Here is a 15496-nt window from a genome sequence, read left to right as displayed (position 1 = left end):
AATTAGTTGTATGATCTGAACGATTTAGTTTTTAGTGCAAAGAAAAAGGTGGCCCCTTGTCCAACAGTACTGTTTACCCAAATCCTGCCGCCTTCACTTTTTATGATTTCGGCTGAGATGTAAAGGCCTAAACCCAAACCAGGGTAGGTATGCTGTAAATTGCCATCTACACGGTAAAACTGATCGAAAACCAGGTGTTGCATATCCTCCGAAATACCGATCCCATAATCTTTAACGCTTAATATCACTTCGCCACCTTGGCTAAAAGTGGCAACGTTAATCTCAACGGCATCAACAGAATATTTAATTGCATTAGATAAAAAATTGGTAATCACCTGCCCAATGCGTTCTTTATCGGCAAAAACGATTGCATTACTCTTTAAATCACAAATTATCTTCTGTTTGGAACTGATGTGCTGCATTTCATCAACAATATCTTCAACAGCAGCATCAAAATCAAATTCGACTGGATTAAAAGTCATTTTGCCAGATTGAATTTTGGTTACATCAAGCAAATCGCCAATCAGGCCCGTTAACCGATTCAATTGCAGGTCCATTTTACGTACCATAGTAGCCTTTTTTTCATCGCCATCATTGCTGATCATGCGTTCGAGCACCTGGGCATAGGCTTTAATACTGGTTACTGGCGTTTTCAATTCATGACTGGCAATTCCTAAAAATTCATCTTTTTGTTGTTGTAGCCGCACTAGCTTGGTCACATCCATCGCGGCATGTATAATGGCATACACGTGTCCACTTGAATCTTTTATCGGTTTATATGTAAAAGAGAACCAACGCTTTTCTTCCTTACCATCAATAATCACCTCGAATTCTTCCTGATCAGCATGGTAAGTTATTCCTGTTTGATATACTTCCTTTAAAACATCAACAGATGGCTGTACGTTTAATTCAGGTATGGCTTCAGCAACGGTTTTACCGATTACACTTTTATCCTTACCCCAAAACCGGAGCATTTCATCGTTTGCCAAACTGATAACAATGTTTTCTGTTTGGTAGTAGGCCGTAGCCATCGGTATATCGTACATAAAATTACGAAAACGCTCTTCGCTTTTGGCAGCCTCCATTTTTGATACCACCTGTAAGGTAATTTCGTTAGCCACGATCATAATGCCAGTAACCTCGCCATCCTGGCCAAAAATAGGATCGTAAACAAAGTTGAAATAAAAATCACTTTCCGCCCCATTATGCTCCAACCGCGCCTTGGTTTCGTAACCGTAATGGGCAACTCCGCTATCATAAACCTGTAACAAGAGTTCTGGAAAAGGCTGGTCGACAATTTCGGGCAATCCATCTAAAAGTTTTATGCCAATGATGTCTTTACTCTTCCTCCATATTTTTAACAGTTCGTCATTGGCCTCTTCTATAATAAGATCTCTACCCCTTAAAATACCAATGGCCACAGGTGCATCGTAAATCATTTGCCTGAATAGCGCTTCACTATGTTCTACTTTAAACTTGGCATTTACGAGTTCGGTTACATCGGTAGCATTATTTAAAATACCCCATACATTACCGTCTTGATCAAGCAGCGGTTTATAAGTAAAATCGAAATAGAAAGTTTGGAGTACATTATCATTTAAAAGTACCACCTTATCTTCCTTGGCTTCATAAGGCATAGCAGTACTTCTTACCTGCTCAAGAATACTAAGAAAGGGTTGATCTTTTAACTCAGGCAGCGCGAGGGCCAATTCTTTACCAATTACCGATAAATCTCTGCCCCAGGCTTTAAGCATAGCTTTGTTAGCCACCTGAATAACCATATTTTCTCCAGTATAAAGCGCGATGGGCATTGGAGACTCTTCTATAAGCGTATTAAAAATATTGGCTTTATCGTCGAGATTAATTTGCATAATAGGATAAACGGACAAATATAATTGCTTTTTTACTTACTACCTGATTTTAAAAAGGATAACAACACCTTTTCATTGTGTTCCAAACTCACTTTCCCTTTAAGAGAATGATTGTTCATCTTTTTCAGGTATTTATCTAACTGATTATTCTCATAAGCCGTAAGCAAAAGCGGGTAAACATAAGAACTTTTACATACTGCCCGTGTATTACCCAGTTTTTTTGCTACACAATCTAAAACGGCAACAATTTGTTTTTTACTGTTTAAACCTGCATTTTCATTCACCTGGCATTGGGCAAACTGCCGAAGCGCTTCGAGCGTACCACCCCAGGTCCTGAAATCTTTTGCCGTGAAATCATCGCCTGTAATTTCCTTTATATAGGCATTTATTTTACCAGAATCAATACTTTTATGCTCTCCATCATTTGTATAAAACTGAAATAGATCCTGACCCGGAATATCACGACATTTCTTGACCAATTTAGCCAGCGAGAGATCGTTAAGCTCTAATTTTTGATGCACGCCCTTTTTACCCACAAAATCCATAGTAATTTTACTGCCATTTATCTTAACATGTTTATCACGCAGGGTGGTCAGGCCAAAAGAGCCATATAGCTGTTTGTAGCTTTCATTTCCTACCCTGATCAACGTTTTTTGCAGTACATCTACTGAAATAGCCAATACCTTACGTTCGTCAAAGTCTTTCCGGCGAAGGTCTTTCTGTAAATTTTTACGGGCTTTGGGCAAGGCTTTACCAAATTCGAGCAGGCGAAAATATTTATCTTCAGCTCGACGGCTGGTCCATTTTGCATGGTACTTGTATTGTTTACGCCCCGCGGCATCAATTCCTGTAACCTGCAAATAAGCATTGGGTTTATTGGCAATCCATACGTTTTGCCATGCAGGTGGGATAACCAGGGCTTTAATCCGGTCCAGATGTTTATCTTCAGTAATTTTATTATCGTCTTTATCTACATAATAAAATTTTCCAGGTTTTCCTTTACGGTAAATACCAGGCATGGTATCAGTTACGTACACCAATCCACTTGCTTTAACAACATCTTTGCCTTGTACCATTTTTTGCCTCTAAGTATGGGTTTATTTTTAGTTATTTTGCAAAACTTAAACATGGATATCCACGTTATTTAAAAACACAACACTTTCATATGAAAATAGTTTTCATGGGTACGCCCGATTTTGCAGTAGCCTCTTTAGATGCCTTGGTACAAGCCAATTTCGATATAGTTGCAGTAGTTACTGCGCCAGATAAGCCTGCCGGACGTGGCCAAAAACTGAATGAAAGTGCAGTAAAAAAATATGCCGTAGAAAAAGGGATTCCCGTTCTGCAACCAGAAAAGTTAAAGAACCCTGAATTTATTGAGGAATTAAGATCTTATAAAGCCGATTTACAAGTAGTTGTGGCTTTTAGAATGTTGCCAGAAGTGGTATGGAATATGCCGCCAAAAGGAACGATTAACCTGCATGGATCGCTTTTACCACAATACCGTGGTGCTGCACCGATAAACCACGCCATTATAAAAGGAGAAAAAGAAAGCGGTGTAACAACTTTTTTCCTTACGCATGAAATCGATACGGGTAATATTATCCTCAGTGATCGTACGCCCATTGCTGATGATGAAACTGCCGGCGACCTACACGATAAACTGATGCAAATTGGTGCTAACCTGCTGGTAAAAACACTTAAAGCTATTGAGGCTGGCGAAGTTAACGAACAACCGCAACCACAAAGCGGCGACTTAAAACATGCGCCTAAAATTTTCAAAGATGATTGCAAGATCGACTGGAACGATCAGGCTCAAACGATTTATAATTTAATCCGCGGACTGAGCCCTTACCCTACTGCCTTTACTTTTTTAAATGATAAAACACTGAAGGTGTTTAAGGCTGAAATAGAACAGCAAGAACCGGGAATAGTTGCCGGAGGCTTTTTAACAGATGGCAAAACCTATTTAAAATTTGCCGCTAAAGATGGTTTTATCAAACTTTTAGATATTCAGTACGAAGGTAAAAAACGGATGCTGATAGAAGATTTTTTAAGGGGAATGCGGTTGTAAGTTAGTTCTTAGTCTGGAGTCTTTAGTCCTAAGTCTGGATTTCGAAATTACAGAATCTGAAGTCTAATAACCGGCAGTAAACTATATGTCATCCTGAATGCAATGAAGGATCTTTTAAAGTTTAAATTCTTTATTTAAGAAATGGTACATAGATCGGTTTAGGTGGCTATGGCATGGCTACTGTCAGCAGTAAAATAAACCCGACCGAAAGCCGTTATCCCGATTATGAAGTATTTATCTTATAAAGTAAATTCATCGGGATTAAGCAAAGGGCGGGACTAGCGGAACCGAAGCGCCAAAGGCTTTGCTTTCCAAAAGAATAAACAGCTCTTTAAAACCATGATGAATGCTGAACTAAATCCGATAGTTATCTGATCAGCATGACAAGCAACTGACTGGAAAGCAGTGTCAGTAGCTTTTAGGTTAATGCAGTCCCGCTCCCGCTTCTGCCAATTTGAAGGAAATTGGCATCCCGCTTTGATCGGGTTTAAGTGGCCACAAAGTGCTTCTATTCAGGTTTAAATAAACCCAACCAAAACCGAAGTACCTCAAGTTTTGCTTTACTAATTTATTTATAAAATCAATATGAAGGACAGTAATTAATCTGCGTACCCCCTGGATTTACCGTCATTTCGAGAGGAGTGCAACGCAGTCGAGAAATCTGTTTTGATAGATCTCTCCACTTCGCGTTGCTCCGGTCGAGATGACGATTTTTCTACTATCGGTTATAATTATCGATAGCCCTTTCTATATTCTTCTTACCAGATTCGCCTACAAGAAATCCTCCCAGACTTAAACCGGCCCCCAAACCTAACAAAACAAAACTGCCCGTATAACTGCGGTCTGCATATTTTGGCATACCGCCGAATGTAGTGCCTACTTGTTTACCTTCCGACATCAGCGTAATCCCACTGGCGATAATTGCAGCTCCTGCAGCCACGTACATCGCAATACCTGTAATTTTAGTATTCCTATATCGTCCTAAAAGCGCTAAACTTTTCGGGTTATCAGCCATGGCATCATTTAAATTATGGTAATTTACCCTTTTTAGATCGGCATAACCCTTGTTAATAAACATGCGGTTGTTTACTGCCTGCCGCCTGTAATCTCTAAATCCATAATATTCACCTTCCAACGGAACATCATCATAAATTACTTCCTGATAAAGATTGAGTTTACCTTCAATAATCCGCTCCGCAAAAGAGGCCTCACCCAAAAGGCTGAGTTTCCGGGTGTTCGCAAAAAAGCCATCCTGATTGTTAAAAAACTTGACCTGGGATACCGGTACCCGCCTTGAATCGGCCCTGAGCGACCAACCGCCGGTAAAATCGGGGCGTAACCTGATCTTTTGCGCATAAACTGTAGAATCTGAATAGAAGTACAGAAAGTTTCTGGATTCGTTCAACTGCTGTGAACGAGCGTTCAGGCCATAGCAAGCCATTACGAGCATGAGTAATTTTTTCATTTCGGTTAAATTTGTGTGTAACCAATATTACTAAAAATAGCATTCAGGTAAACACAAACCGATAAAAATAAATGTAACATCGCCGAAGCAAAAAGAAATTTGCTTCCTGATAAATTACGGATAGGGGTTACAATGTATTCAATTTCTCGATCAAAAACTTCGATACCTCGTTAAAATAACGTTTTCTGCCATAGCCCATTACCCATTGTATACCCTGAGTAGCATTGGTAATAAAAACTTCTTCAGCTTCTTTTAATATTTCCGGATTGATCTGCGCCTCAATTAAAGGCATATTGTTCATTTTGCACAATTGCATAACTGCTGTACGCATTACACCACTGATGCAACCTTCAGCAAGAGAGGGGGTATAAATCTGCTTATTATAGACCACAAAAACATTGGCACTGATACTTTCGCATAGAAAACCGTATTGGTTCAAGATCATGGCTTCATCCAGGCGTTGCTGACTTTTAAAAAGTCCGGCCATAACATAAAGCAGCGCATTGGCTGTTTTAAAATTGGAAAGTTTATTAACGGGTTTGGTCATTTCGTCAAAAACATCAATGATCAAACCTTTGCTGTTTAACTCATAAGCAGATATTTTTAAAGGAATACCTTCCAAAACATAACCTGCCTTATTGATTTCGGGCATGTAAACCCCGGCTCCTCCCCTGTAAACAGAAAGTCGGAAACGAACATTACCATTCCATTTGTTGCGTTTTGAAAGATCGGCGGTTTTCTGGCGCAAAAAATAATCATCCATTAAAGCATGTCCGTCAATTTTTAGCGCTTTCATACCTGCAGTTAACCTATCGGCATGTAAATCGGCAAATTGCAGCTTATTATTGATCATTCGCATACTTTCGAACAATCCATCTCCAAATTTGAAACTTCTGTTCGATGCTGTTAATATCGGAGCATCAACCGCCAAAAATTCATCATTAAATAAAAGGTAATCCTGAAACATATTTTATGATGTAGCGATATAATTTTCCCATTTGGTTAAACCAGCTTTAAAATCAGGCGGCAATGGCGATTCAAAATACATATACGCTTTAGTAGTTGGATGAATAAACCCCAAACTTTGTGCATGTAAAGCCTGACGGGGCAGCAATTCGAAACAATTATCTACAAACTGTTTGTATTTATTAAACGTAGTACCTTTTAAAATCTTATCGCCACCATACATGGCATCGTTAAACAGTGGATGACCAATATGTTGCATGTGTGCTCGGATCTGGTGCGTACGGCCTGTTTCGAGTTCGCAACTGATCAAAGTAACATAACCCAATCGCTTTAATACTTTATAGTGCGTTACCGACCATTTGCCTTTTTCTTCATCATCGTAAATATCCATTACCCGGCGGTCCTTCACACTTCTGCCAATGTAACCGTTTACGGTTCCATCGTTTTCGATATCGCCCCAAACCAATGCAATATATTTACGGGTAATGCTATGATCAAAAAACTGACGCGCAAGGTGTGTAATCGACTTTTCATTTTTACTGATCAGCAATAAACCAGAGGTATCCTTATCAATACGGTGAACCAGGCCTGGTCTGCCGTCATTGCCAGGCAGTTGAGGAAGTTGTTCAAAGTGGAATGCCAAAGCATTAACCAATGTTCCGGTATAATTATTAAAACCAGGGTGTACGACCATTCCAGCCACTTTATTTACCACAAGCAAATCGCTGTCTTCGTAAATGATATCCAGCGGGATATCTTCTGGGTAAACTTCTGTATCGCGCGGCGGATGAGGTAATACGATAGATATTTCGTCGAAAGGCTTAACCTTATAGCTCGCTTTGATCTGTTTTTGGTTGACGAGTACATTCCCTGCATCAATTGCATTTTGAATCCGGTTTCTTGAGGCATTTTCTACGCGCACCATCAAAAATTTATCGATACGCAGCAAAGACTGCCCCTTATCAACAATAATTTTTAAGTGCTCATATAATTCCTGTTCTTCTGATTCCTGCAAACCAACCACATTTTCCATGGCGCAAAAATAAACTTTTAACTTCAAGATTTTTTCAATGATTGCAGTTTTCGGAAAAACTGCCTTATCTTTACTCATAATCAAAACATTCTAAATTTCCTTACATGAAAAAATGCTACGCTTTAAAGGCCACATGTGCCTTATTTTTATTGGTAATGGCTCAAAAGGCTAGCGCACAACAGAATGTTGGCGATCTTTTTAAATCTGGCCCGGATGATGCAACCAAATTAATCAATGCTTATTTCGATCCCTTATACAAAGGTTTGGGCATTGGCTTAACGGATGGCTGGAGTAATACTGCAAAATCTAAAGGTTTATTGAAATTCGATGTCCGCTTTTCAGTTTCGGGTGCTTTTGTACCACAGTCTGCCCGCAGCTATGATGTAAATACATTAGGTCTAAAAAACATCAGACCGGCAGTTGGATCTTCATCTATAGGCCCTACTGCTTTTGGTAACGACGAGGTTGGCGGAAAAATGCAGATCTACACCAGTAATGGACAGCCAACAACATCATTTTTTAACCTTCCAAAAGGTTTAGGTTTCCATGTTGTACCTGCGGTACAGTTACAAGCTACTTTGGGGTTGCCCAAAAACATCGATGTTACCTTAAGGGCAATGCCTAAAATAAAACTGGGCAGCGACCTGGGAAGTTTATCAATGATTGGTTTTGGGGCTAAAGTAGAATTGCTGCCACTATTGATGGGAACCACTACCGAAAAGCTTATTCCAGTTGACATTGCCATTGCTGGTGGTTTTACACAATATAAATACACCTTACCACTAAATATCAATAATTCAACAGGCTCTAACCAGCATATAGATGCCAGGTTTAACGGTGTAAATTTTGACGCAATTGTATCGAAACAAATTTTATTCTTTACGCCATTTGCCAGTGTGGGTTATCAAACTTCCAATACTGATTTAAAGGCTTTAGGTACCTATTCTTTTGATACCGGTAACGGCCAATCGGTAAATTATACTGACCCGGTTGCTGTAAATCAAAGAGATATTAATGGTGTAAGAGGAAGTTTAGGCTTTCAGTTAAAGTTTGGTTTCTTTAAGTTTTATGGTTCGTATACTCAGGCAAAATACAGCATGGTTAATGCAGGTATTGGCTTAGGTATCGGTAAATAATAAGCCTATAGATATAATAATGTTTAAAAACACCTGATATATTCAGGTGTTTTTTATTTTTACACGTGTTCGAAGAAATATATAGCCCGGTACAGAAAGTAGAACTTGCACCTTTCAAGAACCTCTTTGTTAAAAGAGATGATCTTATTGACCCCTACATTTCTGGCAATAAATGGCGCAAACTCAAATATATTTTAGCTAAGGCAAAGGATGAAAACAAAACGCATCTGGTTACATTTGGTGGTGCTTATTCCAATCATCTGGTTGCTACAGCCGCTGCTGCATCACGCTCGGGACTGAAATCCACTGCTTTTGTGAGAGGCGAAGAAGTAAAAAATGAGATGTTATTGCTGTGCAGTTTATTTGGAATGAAACTCATTTTTACAGACCGTGAAAGTTATCGGGATAAACTTCAATTGTTTGAAGAGCATTTTGCACATGATGAACAGGCTTATTTTATAAATGAAGGCGGGGCATCTACTGAAGCAACAATCGGTTGTGCAGAAATAATCGACGAATTAACAGCGCAATACGACCACATTTTTTGTGCTGCCGGAACAGGAACCACAGCGGCAGGTTTGTTAAGCGGGATCCAGCAACGCCGTATAAATACGAAGTTGCATATCATACCTGTATTAAAAGGGGCTTCTTTTATTCAAGATGAAATTGCGCAGTATACACCTGTATCCGAACATCTCAAACTTCATCTTGATTATCATTTTGGTGGCTATGCCAAAACCACTCCTGAACTGATTAGCTTTATCAAAACCTTTACTGCAAAAACCGGACTGCTTTTAGATCCTGTTTATACAGCAAAAATGTTTTATGCCATCCAGGATTTGGCACAAAAAGGAATTATTGATAAAGATGAAAGCATATTGGCTATCCATACAGGAGGCCTAATGGGCCTTTTTGGCATGAAAGATAAGTTTTAAAGCGTTCTTTTTGCTAACAAGAAAACTTACTTTAAAACAGGCAGTTATTTCTTGCTTAATTTAGTGCTTTATGTTTATCGCCCCAACTTTCCAGTTGTTTTATAACAGCTTTAAGTTCATAGCCTATTGGTGTTAGTTCGTATTCTACACGTGGCGGTACTTCAGCATAAATAGTACGTTTAATGATTTTGTTTTCTTCAAGTTTTCGGAGCTGAAGTGTCAACATACGTTCGGTGATATTAGGCAACAATTTTTTGAGCTCGCCAAATCTGAGTTTGCCATTAATTAACCAGGAGCAGATTACCAATGCCCACTGCCCTCCTATAATATTGGCCGCATAAACTTCTGGACATTCCTCCGCTAGTGCCTGTTTATTAGCAAAATTGGTCGATGTTTCCTTGATTTTAGACATTACTTACATTTTTTATAGTACCATACAATTGGTTGCTAATATACATATTGCAGGCAAGCTATCTTATTTTTGTACCTGATAATTTTAAGACTACTGAAATGAAAACACTCATCATCGTCATTCATCCCGATATCCAAAACTCCGTTGTTAACAAAAGATGGATCGAAGAACTTGGTAAATTCCCTGATAAATTCCATGTGCATCAATTGCATAAGGTTTATCCTGACGGAAAAATTAATGTGTCTGCCGAACAAAAATTAATCGAAGAATATGAAAAGATAGTTTTTCAATTTCCTTATTATTGGTTTAACTGCCCCGCCTTTTTCAAAAAGTGGCTAGATGAAGTACTTACACATGGCTGGGCATATGGAAGCAAAAGCGGCTATAAAGTTGCCCGAAAGAAAATTGCACTGGCCATTTCATTAGGTGTAGATCAGGCAGAACTCAGTTCTTCCGGTATTTATAAATATCCGCTAAAAGAACTTACACGTCCTTTCGAGCTTTCCTTTGAATACATTAAAGCAGATTATAGACCATTTTTTGCATACTATGGAATTGATCATCACCCGTCAGAAGAATGGATTGAAAAAAGTGTTCCGCTATACCTGGATTTTCTCGACAAATTGTAACCAATTTTTGTCAAGGTGTATTATTGAATCAACAAGTTGTCAGCTAAAGGAAAAAAGCATTAAATAAAAAAGCTTTCCACAATTGTGAAAGTTTAAAAGCTGACTTCTCGTTAATCATATTTTAAACAGCTTTGTCCAAAAATTAAAAACCACATTTAAACATATGTTTAGATGTGGTTTTTGCAATGTTTTTTTGATTTAAAGTTAATTTGGATGGTTTGTGGCTTCGCTTTCGATCCTAAGACTTTCGCGGTGGATCGCATTCATGAGCTCGGTAACAAATTCTTCAGATAAACCCTGCTGCATTCCAGCTTTAACAGCATTATTCAGTACCTCATGAAAGCGGGAAGTCTGTAGCGCCGGGATTTTATTCTTGGCCTTATATGCTCCGATCTCCTTAACCAGTTTTTCCCTAAGAGCAATGGTTTCAATAATTTTCTTATCCAACGAGTCAATCATCTTTCTGTTGGTTTCAAGAACTGTAGGAGGTTTAGCAGGTATTGCTTGTGCGCTAGCTGAGCTATATGCAGCAACGATCATGATCAGTATGAAATAGCATCTTTTTTTCATTTCCAAATGGGGTTTTTGTTTTAAAAACGGACTTGCTCGGGCATTATTGCCATTAATTAAATTGGCATCATTGAAGCTGTGAGTTTTAATCTTACTGACGTAAGTGATAAGGAGCCAATTTGCTGTATATATATCTACTAAATGTCAACAGAAACTGTTTCAGTAGTAATTGGAAAATAAAGTATTGGATTAATTATTTTATCAAAACAAGGTATTTTTAATAAGCGTTCGATTAAAAAAGTTTTCCACATTCGTGAAGTCCAAAATAGGTTTTTGTCTATAATCATACTTTAAACTGTTTAAACCTATTTTTTACACAAAGTGCAGAAAAAGTGCTTAAATTTTGATTTTGGGCACATTTAACTAAATTTGGATTATACCAAAACCAAGTTTATGTATCAATTAACAGTACCTGCAGATCGCGTTAACGAATCTTTAAGTAAGCACATTCTGGCCGATGGTTTCGACCTGACCTATGATATGGAAAAAAGTAATGGTGCTTATATTTACGACTCGAAATACAATAGGACTTTACTCGATTTTTTCACTTGTTTTGCTTCTGTTCCTTTAGGTTACAACCACCCAAAAATGGTTAATGACGAAGCTTTTAAAAAGAATCTTTTACTCGCCGCTTTATCCAATCCATCAAACTCTGATGTTTATACCCAGCAATATGCACAATTCGTGGAAACATTTTCTAAAATTGGTATTCCCGATTATCTGCCACACGCTTTTTTTATTGCAGGTGGAGGCTTAGCAGTAGAAAATGCCATTAAGGTTGCCATGGACTGGAAGGTTCAGAAAAACTTTGCAAAAGGATATACTGAAGAAAAAGGTTTTAAAGTTTTACACTTCGAAAGGGCTTTTCATGGCCGTACAGGTTACACACTTAGTTTAACCAATACCCTACCCGATAAAACAAAATGGTTTGCCAAGTTCGATTGGCCAAGGGTAGCCGTTCCGGAAGTTAGATTCCCACTTTCCGGAAGCAATTTAAGTCATGCCGTTGCAACTGAAGAGGCTTCGCTTGCACAGATCAAAAAAGCCTTTGCAGAGAATAAAGATGAGATCTGCGCCATCATTATAGAACCCATCCAATCAGAAGGGGGAGATAACCACTTACGGGAAGAGTTTTTGATTCAGCTTAAAACCCTTGCCGATGAAAATGATGCGTTTTTGATTTATGACGAAGTGCAAACTGGCGTAGGATTAACAGGTAAATTCTGGTGCCACCAACATTTTAGTGAAAAAGCCCAACCAGATATTATCGCTTTTGGTAAAAAAATGCAGGTTTGTGGAATCCTTGTTGGCAATAAGGTTGATGAAATTGAAAGCAATGTATTTAAAGTGCCCAGCCGAATTAATTCCACATGGGGAGGCAATTTGGTTGATATGGTACGTTCTTCTCAGATTTTACAGATCATAGAGGAAGATCAGCTATGCGAAAATGCATCAAAAGTAGGACTATACTTAAAAGATCAACTTGAGAATTTATCGCATAAATTTGACCAAATGACAAACGTGCGTGGAAAAGGTTTGCTATGTTCTTTCGATTTCCCGACAAAAGAAATGCGCAATGCATTTATTGGCAAAGGACTGGAAAACAATGTGATGTTTTTGGGTTGTGGTGAAAAAACGATACGTTTCCGTCCGGCACTCTGTATTGAGCAAAAGCATATTGACGAAGGCCTGACGGTTATGGAAAAAATATTGCCTTTATTGTAGGCATGAACAGAAAATCGTCGGTTTATTTCCTGGTTGCAGGTGTTTTAGTATTGATCTTTTTTATAGTTAAAGATATTTTTGATCAGCCAGGAATTAGTGATATGAAGGCTGGCTTTAAAGAAGTGATCAAGTATAGAAATGCCAATAACACAGGTCCAATACAACGGATTTACATAGTGACGATTAAAGATTCGATCTGGAAAGAAATGGAAGATTATGGTAACTTGATGCCCCATACCAAATACGGTAATACCAAAGTGTATTTTTTCATGCAAAATGCAAATGTTCCAACAAGCTTACAGCCCGGTGATGTAAATTTCGATCCTGTTTTCAACAAAGATTGTATTGCTTTATATGAAAAAAGTGCGATGAGCCAGGTGGCATTTAATAAACATCCGTTTTAAACAGAAGTTAAAAATTCGGAAAGTTAGTTAGCTAAAAAAAATTAAGCGTTATTTATTGGAAATGAAAGGTTCTGCGCATTTGGCATTTTCTGTCCCGCTTTCCCTCCTGCCAATTTGAAGGAAATTGGCATCCGTTCCAATCGGGTTTATAAACCAAGTTTTGTGCCTTGAAAACAGGCCCTTGTTACGTAAACCTGACAGTAATGAAAATACTTTTTGCTTGCCTCAGCCTTTAATATGCTGTCATGCTGAGGTACGAATCATCTGTAACCGATAAAAAAGATACCTCATACATAGTCTGTCCGTAGAGTTCTGAAAGGCTCTATGGATTAACTCATGGAAAAGAGTCTCCGACTCGTAAGTTTATCATTGAGTTTGAAAACTCAATACCATTAGCCAATTCGTAGAGACGCTACGCTTAACTATACGAACAGGATAGTTGCAGCGAATGGCAGGACTACAGTACCTAAGAATTTCTCTGTCCGTAGAGTTCTGAAAGGCTCTACGGATTAACTCATGGAAAAGAGTCTCCGACTCGTAAGTTTATCATTGAGTTTGAAAACTCAATACCATTAGCCAATTCGTAGAGACGCTACGCTTAACTATACGAACAGGATAGTTGCAGCGAATGACAGGACTACAGTACCTATGAAATTCTGACATTCATTTCCAAAACCTAAAAATTCATCAGTATGCACAGCGGTCTTCGACTACGCTCAGACTGACAAGCAACTAATTACCCCGGCTAAAACTAATGAAGTTCCTAAATTGCTCTTACCTTTCAAACTTCATTAAGTTCCCATCATCTAAACAAAAGCTGAAAAGCCCGTTATTGCCCTACCCACAATCAGGGTATTAATTTCTTTGGTGCCCTCATACGAATAAATTGCTTCTGCATCGGCCACAAAACGTGCTACATTGTATTCGAGTAAAATACCATTTCCGCCCATCACTTCTCTTGCTTTGCTTACTACATCACGCGTTCTTAATGAACAGAAAACCTTGGCTAATGAAGCGTGTTCATCCTTTAATAATCCCTGATCTTGTAATTGTGAAAGACGGAAACAAAGTGTTTGCATCGCCGTTAAATTCGACAACATCTCTACAAGATGATTTTGAATTAATTGAAAAGATGCAATGGGTTTACCAAACTGTTTTCGGGTACGCGTATATTCCAAGGCATTTTCATAAGCGCCACGGGCACAACCTACCGCCTGCCAGGCCACTCCTGCACGTGTCATCTGTAAAACCTTCGCCGTATCTTTAAATGAGTTGGCATTCTGCAATCGATCTGATTCCTCTACCTCGCAATCGGTTAAGGTAATAATTCCATTCTGTACAATCCGTAAGGCCATTTTATTCTGCATTTTCTCAACAGCAAAACCCGGATTATCTTTCTTAACGATAAAACCTTTTACTTCCCCACTTTCTTCATCTCGTGCCCAAATAATTAAGATATCGGCAAAAGTGGCATTACCAATCCATTTTTTCTGACCATTTAATATCCATTTACCATTTACTTTTTTGCAAGTTGTGGTTAATCCGCCGGCAGCAGCAGACCCTACTTCAGGCTCAGTTAACCCAAATGCCCCGATAATTTTAAATTGCTGCATTAGCGGCAGCCATTGTTGTTTTTGTTCCTCCGAACCGCATAGATAGATCGAACCCATGGCCAAACCGCTCTGTACACCAAAAAAAGTAGATATAGAAGTATCAATCCTGGCCATTTCCATGGCTAAAATGCCTTCCATTAAATTCGATTTCCCCGGACAGCCATAACCTTTGTACGTTAAGCCACAAATGTTAAGTTCGGCAAGTTTTGGAATAATTTCAAAAGGGAATTCTGCTTTATTCCAATATTGGTTAACTATGGGTTTTACTTCCTGCTCTAAAAAAGCCCGTACTTTTAACTGAAGCGCACGGTCTTCATCCTTTAACGCTTCATCGCCCAAATGGTAAAAATCGCCCTCAATAGGTGGTAATTCTTTCTTTTTGCCAGATCCACCCATCATTTTCATCATCCCCTGAATCTGTTTATCATCAAGGCTTGATATCGTTTCAACCATTTTGGGTAAATCAACCTTTTTCGATAAAGCTTCCAATTTGTCGAAATCTACATGTTTAAAAAGATTGTAAGCGTTTTTGAGAGAAGAAAATATATTCGCCATTATTATTCGTTTTGAGAATAACAAATGAAGGTCAGTTTTGTTGGCTCATCATTTAGATCGCTCCAAACTAACTATTTAGCACTTCACAACTGGAAAGTGTAATGCAAA

Annotated in this window: 14 protein-coding genes; 6 read left to right on the top strand and 8 right to left on the bottom strand. The window is 38.6% G+C overall.

Features of this window, described 5'->3' with window-relative positions; genetic code table 11:
- Positions 1 to 2: 2 nt before the first annotated feature.
- Positions 3 to 1871, bottom strand: coding sequence for an ATP-binding protein (locus OQX63_RS18490; protein WP_265852299.1), 1869 nt, complete (start codon positions 1869 to 1871; stop codon positions 3 to 5).
- A 32-nt stretch (positions 1872 to 1903) separates the two neighbouring features.
- Positions 1904 to 2947, bottom strand: coding sequence for a DNA topoisomerase IB (locus OQX63_RS18485; RefSeq protein WP_265852298.1), 1044 nt, complete (start codon positions 2945 to 2947; stop codon positions 1904 to 1906).
- A gap of 89 nt (positions 2948 to 3036) precedes the next feature.
- Here OQX63_RS18485 and fmt point away from each other — a divergent pair, with 89 nt between their 5' ends.
- A complete protein-coding gene (gene fmt, locus OQX63_RS18480) occupies positions 3037 to 3945 on the top strand; it encodes a methionyl-tRNA formyltransferase (protein WP_265852297.1) in 909 nt (302 codons plus the stop codon).
- Positions 3946 to 4663: 718 nt separating this feature from the next.
- Here the strand turns inward: fmt and OQX63_RS18475 are convergent.
- The 3 genes from OQX63_RS18475 to OQX63_RS18465 form a co-directional block, all read right to left on the bottom strand.
- Positions 4664 to 5410, bottom strand: a complete 747-nt coding sequence (locus OQX63_RS18475; protein WP_265852296.1) for a hypothetical protein — start codon at positions 5408 to 5410, stop codon at positions 4664 to 4666.
- A 127-nt stretch (positions 5411 to 5537) separates the two neighbouring features.
- Positions 5538 to 6377, bottom strand: coding sequence for an aminotransferase class IV (locus tag OQX63_RS18470; RefSeq protein ID WP_265852295.1), 840 nt, complete (start codon positions 6375 to 6377; stop codon positions 5538 to 5540).
- Between the two features lie 3 nt (positions 6378 to 6380).
- Complete coding sequence (locus OQX63_RS18465) at positions 6381 to 7409, bottom strand: RluA family pseudouridine synthase (RefSeq protein ID WP_265852333.1); 1029 nt, start codon at positions 7407 to 7409, stop codon at positions 6381 to 6383.
- Positions 7410 to 7513: 104 nt separating this feature from the next.
- Between OQX63_RS18465 and OQX63_RS18460 the strand changes: the two genes are divergently transcribed.
- Complete coding sequence (locus OQX63_RS18460; RefSeq protein ID WP_265852294.1) at positions 7514 to 8545, top strand: DUF6588 family protein; 1032 nt, start codon at positions 7514 to 7516, stop codon at positions 8543 to 8545.
- Positions 8546 to 8610: 65 nt separating this feature from the next.
- Positions 8611 to 9480 carry a 1-aminocyclopropane-1-carboxylate deaminase/D-cysteine desulfhydrase gene (locus tag OQX63_RS18455; RefSeq protein WP_265852293.1) on the top strand — a complete coding sequence of 290 codons (870 nt, stop codon included), beginning with the start codon at positions 8611 to 8613 and terminating at the stop codon, positions 9478 to 9480.
- Positions 9481 to 9535: 55 nt separating this feature from the next.
- Here the strand turns inward: OQX63_RS18455 and OQX63_RS18450 are convergent, their stop codons facing one another.
- Positions 9536 to 9892, bottom strand: coding sequence for a winged helix-turn-helix transcriptional regulator (locus tag OQX63_RS18450; protein WP_265852292.1), 357 nt, complete (start codon positions 9890 to 9892; stop codon positions 9536 to 9538).
- 98 nt (positions 9893 to 9990) lie between these two features.
- Between OQX63_RS18450 and OQX63_RS18445 the strand changes: the two genes are divergently transcribed.
- Positions 9991 to 10521, top strand: coding sequence for an NAD(P)H-dependent oxidoreductase (locus OQX63_RS18445; protein WP_265852291.1), 531 nt, complete (start codon positions 9991 to 9993; stop codon positions 10519 to 10521).
- A gap of 204 nt (positions 10522 to 10725) precedes the next feature.
- Here OQX63_RS18445 and OQX63_RS18440 read toward each other — a convergent pair whose 3' ends face one another.
- A complete protein-coding gene (locus OQX63_RS18440; protein ID WP_265852290.1) occupies positions 10726 to 11091 on the bottom strand; it encodes a chorismate mutase in 366 nt (121 codons plus the stop codon).
- Positions 11092 to 11484: 393 nt separating this feature from the next.
- On the opposite strand from OQX63_RS18440, the gene lat reads away from it, so the two are divergent.
- Entirely contained in the window at positions 11485 to 12816 is a 1332-nt protein-coding gene (lat, locus tag OQX63_RS18435; protein WP_265852289.1) for an L-lysine 6-transaminase, read from the top strand.
- Positions 12817 to 12818: 2 nt separating this feature from the next.
- Entirely contained in the window at positions 12819 to 13220 is a 402-nt protein-coding gene (locus tag OQX63_RS18430; protein ID WP_265852288.1) for a hypothetical protein, read from the top strand.
- Positions 13221 to 14026: 806 nt separating this feature from the next.
- Here the strand turns inward: OQX63_RS18430 and OQX63_RS18425 are convergent.
- Positions 14027 to 15388: an acyl-CoA dehydrogenase family protein gene (locus OQX63_RS18425; protein ID WP_265852287.1), complete on the bottom strand. Its 1362-nt coding sequence runs from the start codon at positions 15386 to 15388 to the stop codon at positions 14027 to 14029.
- Positions 15389 to 15496 lie beyond the last annotated feature (108 nt).

Source organism: Pedobacter sp. PF22-3 (assembly GCF_026239555.1).
Classification (GTDB): Bacteria; Bacteroidota; Bacteroidia; order Sphingobacteriales; family Sphingobacteriaceae; genus Pedobacter.
This window is presented reverse-complemented; position numbering and strand designations above follow the sequence as displayed.

What these genes read in the sequence shown, in the direction of transcription:
- OQX63_RS18445 (WP_265852291.1), top strand. Translation starts at nt 9,991, where the DNA reads ATGAAAACACTCATCATCGTCATTCATCCCGATATCCAAAACTCCGTT.
- fmt (WP_265852297.1), top strand. Translation starts at nt 3,037, where the DNA reads ATGAAAATAGTTTTCATGGGTACGCCCGATTTTGCAGTAGCCTCTTTA.
- OQX63_RS18425 (WP_265852287.1), bottom strand. Translation starts at nt 15,388, where the DNA reads ATGGCGAATATATTTTCTTCTCTCAAAAACGCTTACAATCTTTTTAAA.
- OQX63_RS18465 (WP_265852333.1), bottom strand. Translation starts at nt 7,409, where the DNA reads ATGGAAAATGTGGTTGGTTTGCAGGAATCAGAAGAACAGGAATTATAT.
- OQX63_RS18490 (WP_265852299.1), bottom strand. Translation starts at nt 1,871, where the DNA reads ATGCAAATTAATCTCGACGATAAAGCCAATATTTTTAATACGCTTATA.
- OQX63_RS18485 (WP_265852298.1), bottom strand. Translation starts at nt 2,947, where the DNA reads ATGGTACAAGGCAAAGATGTTGTTAAAGCAAGTGGATTGGTGTACGTA.
- OQX63_RS18430 (WP_265852288.1), top strand. Translation starts at nt 12,819, where the DNA reads ATGAACAGAAAATCGTCGGTTTATTTCCTGGTTGCAGGTGTTTTAGTA.
- OQX63_RS18470 (WP_265852295.1), bottom strand. Translation starts at nt 6,377, where the DNA reads ATGTTTCAGGATTACCTTTTATTTAATGATGAATTTTTGGCGGTTGAT.
- OQX63_RS18475 (WP_265852296.1), bottom strand. Translation starts at nt 5,410, where the DNA reads ATGAAAAAATTACTCATGCTCGTAATGGCTTGCTATGGCCTGAACGCT.
- lat (WP_265852289.1), top strand. Translation starts at nt 11,485, where the DNA reads ATGTATCAATTAACAGTACCTGCAGATCGCGTTAACGAATCTTTAAGT.
- OQX63_RS18450 (WP_265852292.1), bottom strand. Translation starts at nt 9,892, where the DNA reads ATGTCTAAAATCAAGGAAACATCGACCAATTTTGCTAATAAACAGGCA.
- OQX63_RS18460 (WP_265852294.1), top strand. Translation starts at nt 7,514, where the DNA reads ATGAAAAAATGCTACGCTTTAAAGGCCACATGTGCCTTATTTTTATTG.
- OQX63_RS18440 (WP_265852290.1), bottom strand. Translation starts at nt 11,091, where the DNA reads ATGAAAAAAAGATGCTATTTCATACTGATCATGATCGTTGCTGCATAT.